Source organism: Achromobacter sp. JCM 18799 (genome assembly GCF_055395645.1).
Genome location: NZ_AP043866.1, coordinates 1348768 through 1362587 on the forward strand (window position 1 = coordinate 1348768; position 13820 = coordinate 1362587).

The window sequence follows — 13820 nt, forward strand, 5'->3', positions numbered from 1 at the left end:
TTTACAAGGCCCGGGCGATCACCAGGCGCTGGATGTCGCTGGTGCCCTCGTAGATCTGGCAGACGCGCACGTCGCGATAGATGCGCTCGACCGGAAAATCCTTCAGATAGCCGTAGCCGCCGAGCGTCTGGATGGCGGCGGAGCAGACCTTTTCGGCCATCTCGGAGGCGAACAGCTTGGCCATGGACGCTTCCGTCAGCGCCGGCCTGCCGGCTTCGCGCAAGGCTGCCGCATGCAGCACCATCTGGCGCGCCGCATGGATCTGCGTGGCCATGTCGGCCAGGCGGAACGCGACCGCCTGATGCTCCATGATGGGTTTGCCGAAGGCCTGCCGGTCGCGCGCATAGTCGCGCGCGCATTCGTAGGCCGCGCGCGCCATGCCCACGGATTGGGACGCGATGCCGATGCGCCCGCCCTCCAGGTTGGACAGGGCGATCTTGTAGCCCTCGCCCTCCGCGCCCAGCCGGCAGGCCGCCGGAATGCGCATGTCCTCGAACGCGATCTGGCAGGTGTCGGAAGCATGCTGGCCCAGCTTGTCTTCCACCCTCAGCACCTTGTAGCCCGGAGTATCGGTAGGCACGATGAAGGCCGAGATGCCGCGCTTGCCGGCATCCGGGTCGGTCACGGCGAACACGATCACGACCTGGCCGCTGCGCCCCGACGTGATGAACTGCTTGGCGCCATTCAGGATGTAGTCGTCGCCATCGCGGCGCGCCCGGGTGTGCAGGCTGCTGGCGTCCGAGCCCGCCTGCGGCTCGGTCAGCGCAAATCCGCCGATATGCTCGCCCGTTGCCAGCGGACGCAGGAACCGTTCTTTCTGCGCGTCGGTGCCGAACTTCAGGATGGGCATGCAGGCGACCGAATTGTGCACGCTCATGACGGTGGAGCAGGCGCCATTGCCAGCCGCGATTTCCTCCAGCGCGACGGCGTACGAGATATACCCGCTGTCGTTGCCGTCCCAGGCTTCGGGCACCAGCATGCCGAAAAAGCCCAGCTGCGCCATTTCGGCGATGGCGTCGGCGGGATAGTGATGCTCGCGGTCCCAGCGTTCCGAGTTGGGCGCCAGGCGCTCCTGCGCGAAGCGGCGCGCCATTTCCTGGACGCTGAGCTGTTCTTCGGTCAAAAGCATGCTTGTCTCTCCTGGATGCGGTGGCGGCCGACGCGCGGCCTGCTCTGTTCTGCGGTTCGGCCCGCCTTGGGGCGACCGTTAGATCGCCAGAATACACCGGGCCGGCAAACGCGGGATGCCGCTGCGCGGCCTATTCCCGCGGCGCGTCCTGCTCGGAACGCTGACGCGCCGGACCGCTGGCGCGGCTCAGGTTGTAGGCGGTATTGACCAGCCCGATGTGCGAGAACCCTTGCGGGAAGTTGCCCACCAGGCGGCGCCGGGCCACGTCGTATTCCTCGGCCAGCAGGCCCAGGTCGTTGCGCAGCCCCAGCAGCCGCTCGAACAGGCGTTCGGCGTCATCGATGCGCCCCTGCATGACGTAGGCGTCGGCCAGCCAGAAGCTGCAGGCCAGGAACACCCCTTCGTCGCCCGGCAAGCCGTCGCTGGCATGCTGGTTGGAATAGCGCAGCAGCAGGCCGTCGCGCAGCAGTTCGCGCTCGATAGCGCGCACCGTGCCAGTGACGCGCGGATCATCCGCGGGCAGGAAACCCACCTGGGGGATGAGCAGCAGGCTGGCATCCAGCTCGTCCGACCCATAGCTCTGCACGAAGCTGCCGCGGGCCTGGTTGTAGCCATGCTTGCAGATGTCCGCCCGGATGCGGTCGGCCAGGCGCTGCCATTCATCGCGCGGCCCGCGCAGGCCGAAGCGATCGCAGGATTGCACCGCGCGGTCGAAGGCCACCCAGCACATCAAGCGCGAATGGGTGAAGGCGCGGCGCTCGCCCCGCACTTCCCAGATGCCGTGGTCCAGATCCTGCCAACGGCGCTTCAACGGCTCCAGCAGCACGTTCTGCAGGCGCCAGGCCTCGGCCAGCGGCGCCAGGTCCGCGGCGCGCGCCGCATACAGGGTTTCGATCAGTTCGCCATAGACGTCCAGCTGGCTCTGGCCGGCGGCGCCGTTGCCGCGGCGCACCGGCAGGCTGCCCTCATAGCCCGGCAGCCAGGGGATTTCAAGTTCGGGCAGCCAGCGTTCGCCGGCGATGCCATACATGATCTGCAACTGGTCGGGATGCCCGGCCACCGCGCGCAACAGCCATTGGCGCCAGGCCTCGGCCTCCTCTCGGTAGCCTGCATTGAGCAAGGCGTACAAGGTCAGCGCCGAATCGCGCAGCCAGCAATGCCGGTAGTCCCAGTTGCGGCTGCCGCCCAGGGCTTCCGGCAGCGAGGTCGTGGGCGCGGCGATGATGCCGCCGGTCGGGTGAAAGGTCAGCAGCTTCAAGGTAATCAGCGAGCGCACCACGGCGTCGCGGCCTTCCTCGCTGCCCTCCCAGCGGCAGCGCTTGGCCCATTCCTGCCACCAGGAAATGGTGCGGTCCATGCTTTCCACGCGGTCCGGCACGAAATGCGGGGTGCGGTGCGAGCGGTGGTAAGACAGCGTGAACGGCACCACCCGGCCCGGATGCACGGTGAAGCGCGCCGTGGTGGCGAGCTCGTGCCCGGCCAGGTCCACCGGCGTGTGCAGCTCGACCGCGTCGGGGCCCGCGATGGCGCTCAGGCCATAGTCACGCCGGCGCACCCAGGGCACGGCCTGCCCATAGTTGAAGCGTAGCTCCATCTCCATGTCCATCTGCACGTGTCCGGATTCGCCGCGCACGATGCGCACCACGTCGGCGCGCTCGTCGTCGTCGCTCAAGGGCATGAAGTCGTACAGCAGCGCCGTGCCCGAGCCGGTTTCGTAGCGCGTTTCCAGCACCGCGGTATCCGGCACGTAGCGGCGCGATACCGTGCAGTTCCGTGCGTGCGGCGCGATGCGCCAGCGTCCATGCCGTTCATCGCCCAGCAGCGCCGCGAAGCAGGCGGGCGAATCGAAATGCGGCAGGCACAGCCAATCGATGGAGCCGTCGCGCGCCACCAGCGCGGCGGACAGCATATTGCCGATCAGGCCATAGTCTTCCAGGGGCTTGGACATGGCCTAGCCCGCGCCACGGAATTCGGGATACAGCGTCATGCCGCCGTCGACGAACAGGGTCGTGCCGGTGACGTAATCGGACGCGTCGCTGGCCAGCCACACGGCGGCCCGCGCCACGTCTTCGGGTTCGCCGATGCGGCCGTAGGGAATCAGCTGCAACAGCCTGGCCAGGCTTTCCGGCGTATCCCACGCCGGCTGGTTGATGGCTGTGCGTATGGCGCCCGGCGCAATCGAATTGACGCGTATCCGGGCCGGCGCCAGCTCCTGCGCCAGCGATTTCATCAGCATCGACACGCCACCCTTGGATGCCGCGTAGTTCACCTGGAAGGCCCAGGGTATGGCCTCGTGCACGGAACTGATGAAAACGATGTTGCCCGCCGCCAGCCTCTGCCGCGCCGGGTCGACCGGTTGCGACTGGAACTGCCGCGCAGCGGCGCGCGCACATAGGAACTGTCCCGTCAGGTTCACGTCGATGACGCGCTGCCAGTCGGCCAGCGTCATGTCCGCAATCGGCGCGGGATGTTCTATGCCCGCGTTGTTGACCAGGATGTCCAGCCGCCCGTAATGCTGCAGCGCCTGCGCAAACAGGTGCTCCACCTCGGACTCCTTGCTGATGTCGGCGGCCGCGGTGACGGCCGAACCGCCCTGCCGCTGGATCGCTTCGGCGACGGCCGCGGCCCGCCCCTGCGAATCGCCGCCCGCGCGATGATTCACCACCACCTGCGCGCCAGCCGCCGCCAGCCCGATCGCGATGGCCCGGCCGATGCCGGAGGATGCGCCTGTCACCACGGCCACCCGGCCGCGCAGTTCGCTCGCGTGATGCATGCCTGCCTCCCTGGCGGCCGCTACCCGTCGAGCCCGGCCGCCGCGTGTGGAAAGTCCAGGGTAGTCCTGCGCGACGGTTCCATGCAAGCCGCTGCGCAGCGTGCATAATGCCCACCCATATGCCCATGCTTCCTGGAGACGCCGTGCTGGATCCGATACTTGCAGAACTGTCGACCACCCTGCCCGAGGCCAAGTCGGTCGAACAGCTGACGCGCCCGCTGCTGGACATGCTGGGCGCGGTGACCGGGCTGGAATCCACCTACCTCACGTCCATCGACCTGAAAGCCGATCTCCAGCGCATCCGCTACGCGCGCAACGCCGGAACACTGCAAATCCCCGAAGGCCTGTCCGTGCCCTGGGACGACACGCTGTGCAAACGCGCGCTGGACGAAGGCCGCATGTGCACCAGCGACGTCTCCAGCTGCTGGCCGGATTCCGACGCCGCCCGGCAACTGGGCATCCAAACCTATCTGAGCGCGCCGGTGCGCACGGATGAGGGCGTGCTGTTCGGCACCCTGTGCGCCGCCAGCGCCACGCAGCACCGGATCGAACCGCAGGCCGAATCGGTGCTGAAACTGTTCTCCAGCGTGATCGCCCGCTTCCTGGAACGCGAAATGCTGATGGAACAGCTCCATGCCGCCAACGTCCAGCTCATGTCGTATGCGCTGACCGACGCGCTGACCGGCCTGCCCAACCGCCGCGCGCTCTACGAGGCGCTGGACCGCCTGCAGGCGCGCGCCATCCGCGAAGGCGGCAGCGTGCTGGTGGGCGTGATCGACCTGGACGGTTTCAAGGGCATCAACGACGTCTATGGCCACCAGCAAGGCGATGTGTTCCTGCAGGAAGTGTCGCGCCGCATCTCCGCGGCGCTGCGCGGTTCGGACATGCTGGGTCGCATGGGCGGCGACGAATTCGTGCTGATCGGCCCCGGCCCGGCCCTGGCTGCGGGCGACGGCCCCCATGGCGTGCACGCGCCGCGCGGCGATGCCGAGGAAGCCGCCCGTTCCCTGGAAGAGCGCGCCACCGCCGCCACCGTGGGCCGCTACCAGCTCGGCGACGCAACCGTCCCGTACGAAGGCGCCAGCGTCGGCGTGGTGGCGCTGGACCCGCGCGGCCTGGACGCCGAAGCCGCCGTGCGCCTGGCCGACACCCGCATGTATGAAGTCAAGCGCGCGCGCAAGGCGGCGCGGGTCATACACTGACGGGCAAAAAAAGGACCCGGCGCATTGCCGGGTCCGGGTCGTCTGCAGCGTTCGGCCGGCTTACCTCACCTTGCCCTGCTTCCACGCATCGAGCAGCTTCTCATAGGCGATCGTCTCGCCCTTGGGCTTTTCGTTGGCCAGTTTCTTCCACGGCGCATGTTGGTCCGACAGCCACTTGCTGGGGTCGCTCTTGGGATTGAGCTTGGGCGCGCACTGCGCCATGCCGGCCCGCTCCAGCCGCGCCATGACCTGATCCATTTCATTGGCCAGGTTGTCCATGGCGGCCTGCGGGGTCTTTTCGCCGGTGACCGCGGTGGCGACGTTCTTCCACCACAACTGCGCCAGCTTGGGATAGTCAGGCACGTTGTTGCCGGTGGGCGTCCACGCCACGCGCGCCGGGCTGCGGTAGAACTCGATCAGGCCGCCGTAGTTCGCCGCGTTCTTGGTGAAGAACTCGCTGTTGATGTCGCTGTCGCGGATGAAGGTCAGGCCGGTGATGGACTTCTTCAGCGACACCGACTTGGACGTGACGAACTGCGCGTACAGCCAGGCCGCCGCCATCTTGTCCGGGTTGGTGGACTTGAAGAAGGTCCACGAGCCCACGTCCTGGTAGCCGTTCTGCATGCCGTCCTTCCAGTACGGGCCGTAGGGCGACGGGGCCATGCGCCACTTCGGCGTGCCATCATCGTTGACCACCGGCAGGCCCTTCTTGGTCATGTCGGCGGTGAAGGCCGTGTACCAGAAGATCTGCTGCGCGATCTGGCCCTGGGCGGGCACCGGGCCGGATTCCGAGAAGGTCATGCCCATGGCCTGCTGCGGCGCATACTTCTTCATCCAGTCCACGTACTTGGTCAGGGCATAGACCGCGGCCGGACTGTTGGTGGCGCCGCCGCGCGCCACCGACGCGCCGACCGGCGTGCACTTGTCGTCCGCCACGCGGATGCCCCACTCGTCCACCGGCATGCCGTTGGGTAGGCCCTTGTCGGCGGCGCCGGCCATGGACAGCCACGCGTCGGTGAAGCGCCAGCCCAGCGACGGGTCCTTCTTGCCGTAGTCCATGTGGCCATAGACCTTCTTGCCGTCCAGTTCCTTGACGTCGTTGGAGAAGAAGTCGGCGATGTCTTCATAGGCGGACCAATTGGTGGGCACGCCCAGCTCGTAGCCGTACTTGGCCTTGAACTTGTCCTTCAGGTCCTGCCGCGCGAACCAGTCGGCGCGGAACCAGTAGACGTTGGCGAACTGCTGGTCGGGCAGCTGGTAGAGCTTGCCGTCTGGCGCGGTGGTGAACTTGGTGCCGATGAAGTCCTTCAGGTCCAGGTTGGGATTGGTCCATTCCTTGCCCGCGCCGGCCATATAGTCGGACAGCGGCAGGATGGCGCCGTAGCGGTAGTGCGTGCCGATCAGGTCGGAATCCGAAATCCAGCCGTCGTAGATGGATTTGCCGGACTGCATCGAGGTCTGCAGCTTCTCGACCACGTCGCCTTCCTGGATCAGGTCGTGGTTGACCTTGATGCCGGTGATCTCCGAAAAAGCCTTGGCCAGCGTCTTGGACTCGTACTCGTGCGTGGTGATGGTTTCCGACACCACGCTGATCTCGTTCACTCCCTTGGCCTTGAGCTTGGCGGCGGCCTCGATGAACCATTTCATCTCGGCCATCTGCTGGTCCTTGGACAGCGATGAAGGTTGGAACTCCGAATCGACCCACTTCTTCGCTTCCGGTTCGCCAGCCCAGGCCGCCGAAGTCCCGATCAGGGCGATGGCGGCTGCCATGGCGTGCATGCGCAATTTCATGACCTGTCTCCTCGATAAGTCTTCCCCATCGTTTGCTGCGGACCGCTGGCCGGGGAAGACGCTGGCCGATAGTCCTTACCAACCGCTTGAATACGCGAAGGGTCTGACGCCCCTCTTCAGCCTTTCCTCATGACGAATGCCAGCAGCAGCATGGACGCGATGAAGCTGATCCAAACCGATGGCGGCTCGTTCAGCGAAAACCATTCCGCTGCCTTTTGGCCTAACCCCAGGAACGCCAGATTGAGCCAGGCCGCGGCCATCAGGCCGATGAACAGCCGATCGCCGCGCGTGGTGCGCAGGGGCAGGAAGCCCTTGCGCTCGGCCGTGGGCGATTTCAGTTCCCACACCGTCATGCCGACCAGCATCAGCACGATGCAGGAAAAGAACACGGCGACGGGAGTGGTCCATACCATCCAGCTGAACATGAGCGCGCTCTCCTTGCCTCTACACCCGGCCCATCGCGAAGCCCTTCGCGATGTAATGCCGCACGAACCAGATGACGATGCCGCCCGGCACGATGGTCAGCACGCCCGCCGCGGCCAGCACGCCCCAGTCCATGCCGGAAGCCGACACGGTGCGGGTCATGGTGGCGACGATGGGCTTGGCGTTGACCGAGGTCAGCGTGCGCGCCAGCAGCAGCTCCACCCAGCTGAACATGAAGCAGAAAAATGCCGCCACGCCCACGCCCGACTTGATCAGCGGCAGGAAGATCGTCAGGAAAAAGCGCGGGAAGGAATAGCCGTCGACATAGGCGGTCTCGTCGATCTCGCGCGGCACGCCGGACATGAAGCCCTCCAGGATCCAGACCGCCAGCGGCACGTTGAACACCAGGTGCGCAAGCGCCACGGCCAGGTGCGTGTCCATCAGGCCGAAGGAGCTATAGAGCTGGAAGAACGGCAGCAGGAACACCGCGGGCGGCGTCATGCGGTTGGTCAGCAGCCAGAAGAACACGTGCTTGTCGCCGATGAAGCGGTAGCGCGAAAAGGCGTAGGCCGCCGGCAGCGCCACGGCCAGGGAAATCACCGTGTTGATGACCACGTAGATCAGCGAATTGATGTAGCCGGAGTACCAGGCCGGGTCGGTGAAGATGGTGCGATAGTGCTCGAAGGTGAAGTCGCGCGGCCACAGCGTCAGGGTGCTGACGATCTCCGTGTTCGTCTTGAACGACATGTTCAGCATCCAGTACAGCGGCAGGATGGCGAAGATCAGGTACAGGGTCAGGAAGACGCCGCGCCAGCGGGAATTTTTCTCACGCATTTGCGCGCTCCTCGTCAAAGCCGCCAGTGGTTCCGGCGCGCTGCATCCAGTTGTAGAGGATGAAGCACAAGAGCAGGATGATCAGGAAATAGATGATGGAGAACGCGGCCGCCGGCCCCAGGTCGAACTGGCCCACCGCCTTCTGCGTCAGGTACTGCGACAGGAAGGTGGTGGCGTTGCCCGGCCCGCCGCCCGTCAGTACGAAGGGCTCGGTGTAGATCATGAAGCTGTCCATGAAGCGCAGCAGCACCGCGATCATGAGTACGCCGCGCATCTTGGGCAGCTGGATGTAGCGGAACACCGCCAGGCGCGAGGCGCCGTCGATGCGCGCGGCCTGGTAATAGGCGTCCGGTATGGCGCGCAAGCCCGCGTAGCACAGCAGCGCCACCAGCGGCGTCCAGTGCCATACGTCCATGATCAGCACCGTGACCCAGGCGTCGAAGTCGTTGCCGGTGTAGTTGTAGTCCACGCCCAACCACGACAGCGTGGCGCCCAGGAGGCCGATGTCGGTGCGCCCGAACACCTGCCAGATGGTGCCCACCACGTTCCAGGGGATCAGCAGCGACAGCGCGATGATCACCAGCACGGCGGAAGCGCGCCAGCCGCTGGCGGGCATGGACAGGGCCAGCAGTATGCCCAGCGGGATCTCGATGGCCAGCACGGCCAGAGAAAAGCCGATCTGGCGGAACAGCGCGCCATGCAGTTCTTCATCCTGCAGCACGGCGGCGTACCACTCGGTGCCGACGAAGACGCGGCGCTCGGGCGAGATGATGTCCTGCACCGAATAGTTGACGATGGTCATCAGCGGCAGGATGGCCGAGAACGCCACGCACAGCACCACGGGCAGGACCAGGAACCAGGCCCGGTGATCTATGGGTTTCATCGGATCAGCTCCTCGTCGCGGTAAAAGCAGGTGTGCGGATTCAGCACCGACAGCCAGACCGTGCCGCCGGCCGCGGCCGGGACGATGTTGCTGGCCAGCCGGGCGCGCACCGGCGCGCCCTCGAAGTCCGCTACCAGCAGCGTGTAGGTGCCCACGTCCTGCACCCGCTCCACGCGCATGGCCACGGCGCCGGGCGCGCCCGGCTCGGTGATGCGCAAGTATTCCGGCCGCACGCCCAGCTTCACGGGACCCGCGCCGTCCAGCTTTGCCGCCATCTCCGCCGGCAGCCCGGCGACGCGGCTCTTGCCCACTTCCAACCCGCCGTCGCGCCATTGCGCCGGCAGGAAGTTCATGCCCGGCGAGCCGATGAAATGGCCCACGAAGGTATGCGCCGGCCGCTGGAACAAGTCATCCGCGGTCCCGACCTGCACCGCCCTGCCGCGCGCCATCACCATGACCTCGTCGGCAAAGGTCAGCGCCTCGGTCTGGTCGTGCGTCACGTAGATCAGCGTCAGCTTGAACTCGTGGTGGATTTCCTTGAGCTTGCGCCGCAACTCCCATTTGAGCTGCGGGTCGATCACGGTCAGCGGCTCGTCGAACAGGATGGCCGACACGTCGCTGCGCACCAGCCCGCGCCCCAGCGAAATCTTCTGCTTGGCGTCGGCCGTCAGGCCGCTGGCGCGCCGGTCCAGCACATGCGACATCTCCAGCATCTCGGCGATGCGCCCGACGCGCTCGCCGATGAGCTTGGGCGCCATGCCGCGGTTGCGCAGCGGAAACGCCAGGTTCTCGGCCACGGTCATGGTGTCGTACACCACCGGAAACTGGAATACCTGGGCGATGTTGCGCGCCTGCGGGGTCTTGTCCGTGACGTCCTGGCCGTCGAACAGGATGCGCCCGTGCGACGGCCGCAGCAGGCCCGACACGCAATTGAGCAGCGAGGTCTTGCCGCAACCGGACGGCCCCAGCAAGGCGTAGGCCCCGCCGTCCTTGAAGGTGAAGGAAAGCGGCAGCAGCGCATAGTCCTCGTCGGTCTTGGGGTCTGCAACGTAGGAATGGGACAGGTCCAGCTCGATCTGCGCCATCAGGCCGCCTCCCCCGCGCCCGCCGGCTGCCGCGGCGCCGCCAGCAGCGCGCCGCCCGCGCCGAAGGCATAGGTTTGCGCCGGGTCGAAATAGAACTGCACGCGGTGGTCCAGCGTATAGCGGTGGACCCCGGGCAATTGCGCCACCACGTCGCCCGCCTCCGTCTGGGCGTGCACGAAGGTGTCGGACCCGGAGATCTCGGCCAGCTTCACCACCCCGGGCAGCACGATGTGGCCAGGCCGCGGCTCGACATCGAGGGCGCCGGCGCGCAGGCCGGCGGTAATCTCCGTATCGGCGCCTTGCGGCAGCGCCCGTTCCACCGCCAGGTCTCCGTGCAGCACGAAGCCGGACGCCGTGCGGCGCGCGGCAAACAGATTCATGGGCGGATCGCTGAAGGCGCGGGCCACGCGGATGGAATTGGGGCGGTGAAAGACCTCGGCCGTGGGACCGTATTGCAGCAGTTCGCCCGCGTCCAGCACCGCGGTGTGGCCGCCCAGCAACAGGGCCTCGCCCGGCTCGGTAGTGGCATAGACCACCGTGGAGCGTCCTTCGGCGAACAACTCGGAAAGTTCGTCGCGCAGTTCTTCGCGCAGCTTGTAGTCCAGGTTCACCAGGGGCTCGTCCAGCAGGATGAGCGGCGCGTCCTTGGCCAGCGCCCGGGCCAGCGCCACCCGCTGCTGCTGCCCGCCGGACAGCTCCGAGGGATAGCGTTCCAGCAGATGATCGATGTGCAGCCGCGCCGCCATGGCGCGGACTTTTTCGCCGATGTCCGCCGCCCCGCGCAGCTTGAGCGGCGAAGCGATGTTGTCGTAGACCGACATGGAGGGGTAATTGATGAACTGCTGGTAGACCATGGCGACATTGCGCTGGCGCACTGGCACGCCGGTCACATCGGCGCCGTCGACCAGCACGCGGCCTTCGGTGGGCCGGTCCAGCCCGGCCATGATGCGCATCAGCGAAGTCTTGCCCGCCAGGGTGGCCCCCAGCAATACCGTCATGGCGCCCTCGACGGGGGCCAGGCTCATGGGATACAGGTGCGTCTGCGAGCCGGCCCGCAAACCTACCCTGTCCAAGTTCAGCTGCATCTGGTCTCCTCTACCTACTTATACGTCCCTGTTTTTTACGGCGGACTTCGGTATTCGGTACAGCGGCTCGGCCTGCATTCAAGCGAACAGCAGGATGAGCATACTCTTTCAGATAGCTTTCGTTTATTGTGCGTTTTACTCAAGAAGCGAACAAAAAACAATCTTGCGGCGCGGCATTATTTTTCGCTTTTGTTGTTTTACTATACGAACATGACACTGAACCCCAGACAGAGCGCCTTGATCGAAATGGTGCGGGCCCAAGGCTCGGCCTCGATCGAGGAGCTCGCCAAACGCTTTGACGTCACGCTGCAGACGGTGCGGCGCGACGTCAATATTCTTTCCGAAGCGGGCCTGCTGTCGCGCTTTCACGGCGGCGTGCGCATCGAAGCGTCCACCATCGAGAACATCGCCTACCGCAAGCGCCAGGGCCTGCACGCCGCCGGCAAGCAGCGCATCGCCGAGGCCGTGGCGCGCGCCGTGCCCGACGGCTGTTCGCTGATCCTGAACATCGGCACCACCACCGAAGCGATTGCGCGCGCCCTGCTGCGCCATCGCGGCCTGCGCGTCATCACCAACAACCTGCACGTCGCCGACATCCTCTCGGACAACCCGGATTGCGAAGTCATCGTGGCCGGCGGCGTGGTGCGTTCGCGCGACCGCGGCATCGTCGGCGAAGCCACCATGGACTTCATCCGCCAGTTCAAGGTCGACATCGGCCTGATCGGCATCTCCGGCATCGAGGCCGACGGCACGCTGCGCGATTACGACTTCCGCGAAGTGCGCGTGGCGCGGACCATCATCGAACAGTCCCGCGAAGTCTGGCTTGCCGCCGACAGCAGCAAATTCAAGCGCCAGGCCATGGTGGAACTGGCGCACATCTCGCAAATCGACCGCTTCTTCACCGACGCGCATCCGCAAGAGCCGCTGGCGCAAGTCCTGCTGGACGCGGGCGTGCGCTGCGACGTCGCGGCCGCCCCGAATACCTTGAAGCAAACACCTTGAATCCCATGAACCAACCGCTAGCCTCCGTCGCCCCGCCCGACCGCAACCGCCTCCTGAACACGCTGGACAACACGCACTCCTGGGACGTGATCGTCATTGGCGGCGGCGCCACCGGCCTGGGCACGGCCGTCGATGCCGCCTCGCGCGGCTATCGCACCCTGCTGATCGAAGGCGCGGACTTCGCCAAGGGCACGTCCAGCAAGGCCACCAAGCTGGTGCACGGCGGCGTCCGCTATCTAGCGCAGGGCAACGTCAGCCTGGTGCGCGAAGCGCTGCACGAACGCGGCCTGCTCAACCGCAACGCGCCGCACCTGGTGTGGCCGCTGGGATTCGTGGTGCCGGCCTACAACCTGTTCGACCAGCCCTTCTACGGCATCGGCCTGAAGATGTACGACATGCTGGCCGGCAAGCTGAACCTGGCGCCCAGCCGCTGGCTGTCGCGCCGCGACACGCTGGCCAACGCGCCGACGCTGGCCGAGAACGTGCAGGGCAAGAATCTCAAAGGCGGCGTGCTGTATTACGACGGCCAGTTCGACGATGCGCGCCTGGCGGTGAGCCTGATGCGCACGCTGTTCGACCTGGGCGGCACCGCGGTGAACTACATGCGCGCCACCGGCCTGACCATGACGGGCGGCAAGGTCGACGGCGTTACCGTGCAGGATGCGATCGGCGGCGCCAGCTTCACGCTGCGCGCGCGCTGCGTGGTCAACGCCACCGGCGTATGGGTGGACGCGGTGCGGCGCATGGAAGACAAGAACGCGCAGACCATGGTCGCGCCCAGCCAGGGCGTGCACCTGACCTTGCCGCAGGATTTCCTGCCGGGCAAGCGCGCCATCCTGATTCCCAAGACCGACGACGGCCGCGTGCTGTTCGTGGTGCCATGGAATGGCCACACCATCGTCGGCACCACCGATACGCCGCGCGACGATCTGCCGCTGGATCCGCAAGCGGGCGCGCAGGACGTGGATTTCATCCTGAGCACCGCGGCGCGCTATCTCAGCCGCAAGCCTACGCGCGACGACGTCACCAGCGTCTGGGCCGGACTGCGTCCGCTGGTCAAGGCCACCGGCGAAGCCTCCACCAAGTCCTTGTCGCGCGAGCACACCATCCTGGTATCCAAGGCCGGGCTGGTAACCGTCACCGGCGGCAAGTGGACCACCTACCGCCGCATGGCGCAGGACGTGGTCGACACGGCCATCCAGCATCAGCTACTGACGCAGGCCACCTGCCGCACCGAATCGCTGCCGCTGCATGGCGCTGCGGGCCTGGCTCCGTCGCAGGAACATGCCGGCACGCCGGACAGCTACTACGGCAGCGACCTGCCGGCTTTGAAGGCGCTGCCCGGCGCCGACCGCATGCTGGTCAAGAGCAGTGGCTTGTCGGAAGCGCACGTGCGTTTCGCTGCGCGGTACGAACTGGCGCGCAGCGCCGAGGATGTGCTGGCGCGACGCAACCGCGCCTTGTTCCTGGACAGCGAGGCCGCGATGCTGGCGGCGCCCGAAGTGGCGCGCATCCTGGCCGAAGAGCTGGGGCATGATGCCGCGTGGCAGCAGCGCACGCTGCAGGAATTGGCGTTGGTGGCGGCGAATTACCGCTTGAAGTGACCCGCCGCC

12 protein-coding genes are annotated in these 13820 nt (G+C 66.4%); 3 read left to right on the forward strand and 9 right to left on the reverse strand.

Annotated elements, in window-relative coordinates; translation table 11 throughout:
• Position 1: 1 nt before the first annotated feature.
• The 3 genes from ACZ5YA_RS06445 to ACZ5YA_RS06455 all read right to left on the reverse strand — a co-directional run bounded on the left by ACZ5YA_RS06445 (position 2) and on the right by ACZ5YA_RS06455 (position 3902).
• Positions 2–1129, reverse strand: a complete 1128-nt coding sequence (locus ACZ5YA_RS06445) for an acyl-CoA dehydrogenase family protein (RefSeq protein WP_306637341.1) — start codon at positions 1127–1129, stop codon at positions 2–4.
• A 130-nt stretch (positions 1130–1259) separates the two neighbouring features.
• Entirely contained in the window at positions 1260–3077 is a 1818-nt protein-coding gene (locus tag ACZ5YA_RS06450; RefSeq protein WP_464092207.1) for a glycoside hydrolase family 15 protein, read from the reverse strand.
• Between the two features lie 3 nt (positions 3078–3080).
• On the reverse strand, positions 3081–3902 hold the full coding sequence (locus ACZ5YA_RS06455; RefSeq protein ID WP_251879911.1) for a glucose 1-dehydrogenase: 822 nt from the start codon (positions 3900–3902) through the stop codon (positions 3081–3083).
• 125 nt (positions 3903–4027) lie between these two features.
• On the opposite strand from ACZ5YA_RS06455, the gene ACZ5YA_RS06460 reads away from it, so the two are divergent.
• The gene (locus tag ACZ5YA_RS06460) at positions 4028–5104 is read left to right on the forward strand and encodes a sensor domain-containing diguanylate cyclase (protein ID WP_223283339.1); all 1077 of its coding nucleotides are present in this window, start codon (positions 4028–4030) and stop codon (positions 5102–5104) included.
• A gap of 60 nt (positions 5105–5164) precedes the next feature.
• On the opposite strand, the gene ACZ5YA_RS06465 is transcribed toward ACZ5YA_RS06460, so the two are convergent.
• The 6 genes from ACZ5YA_RS06465 to ACZ5YA_RS06490 form a co-directional block, all read right to left on the reverse strand.
• Complete coding sequence (locus ACZ5YA_RS06465) at positions 5165–6895, reverse strand: ABC transporter substrate-binding protein (RefSeq protein ID WP_054453885.1); 1731 nt, start codon at positions 6893–6895, stop codon at positions 5165–5167.
• A gap of 116 nt (positions 6896–7011) precedes the next feature.
• Positions 7012–7320, reverse strand: coding sequence for a DUF2160 domain-containing protein (locus tag ACZ5YA_RS06470; protein WP_464092208.1), 309 nt, complete (start codon positions 7318–7320; stop codon positions 7012–7014).
• A 19-nt stretch (positions 7321–7339) separates the two neighbouring features.
• Positions 7340–8152 (reverse strand): carbohydrate ABC transporter permease, encoded by an 813-nt coding sequence (locus tag ACZ5YA_RS06475; RefSeq protein WP_059380041.1) that lies wholly within the window; start codon positions 8150–8152, stop codon positions 7340–7342.
• Positions 8145–9035 (reverse strand): carbohydrate ABC transporter permease, encoded by an 891-nt coding sequence (locus tag ACZ5YA_RS06480; RefSeq protein WP_118932070.1) that lies wholly within the window; start codon positions 9033–9035, stop codon positions 8145–8147. Before ACZ5YA_RS06480 ends, ACZ5YA_RS06475 begins: the two co-directional genes overlap by 8 nt.
• Positions 9032–10120 (reverse strand): ABC transporter ATP-binding protein, encoded by a 1089-nt coding sequence (locus tag ACZ5YA_RS06485; RefSeq protein ID WP_464092209.1) that lies wholly within the window; start codon positions 10118–10120, stop codon positions 9032–9034. The genes ACZ5YA_RS06480 and ACZ5YA_RS06485 overlap by 4 nt, the downstream gene beginning before the upstream one ends.
• The gene (locus ACZ5YA_RS06490) at positions 10120–11205 is read right to left on the reverse strand and encodes an ABC transporter ATP-binding protein (RefSeq protein ID WP_059380038.1); all 1086 of its coding nucleotides are present in this window, start codon (positions 11203–11205) and stop codon (positions 10120–10122) included. Before ACZ5YA_RS06490 ends, ACZ5YA_RS06485 begins: the two co-directional genes overlap by 1 nt.
• 210 nt (positions 11206–11415) lie before the next feature.
• Between ACZ5YA_RS06490 and ACZ5YA_RS06495 the strand changes: the two genes are divergently transcribed.
• Both ACZ5YA_RS06495 and ACZ5YA_RS06500 read left to right on the forward strand, forming a co-directional pair.
• On the forward strand, positions 11416–12207 hold the full coding sequence (locus ACZ5YA_RS06495; RefSeq protein ID WP_013394120.1) for a DeoR/GlpR family DNA-binding transcription regulator: 792 nt from the start codon (positions 11416–11418) through the stop codon (positions 12205–12207).
• Positions 12208–12212: 5 nt separating this feature from the next.
• The gene (locus ACZ5YA_RS06500; RefSeq protein WP_118932072.1) at positions 12213–13811 is read left to right on the forward strand and encodes a glycerol-3-phosphate dehydrogenase/oxidase; all 1599 of its coding nucleotides are present in this window, start codon (positions 12213–12215) and stop codon (positions 13809–13811) included.
• Positions 13812–13820 lie beyond the last annotated feature (9 nt).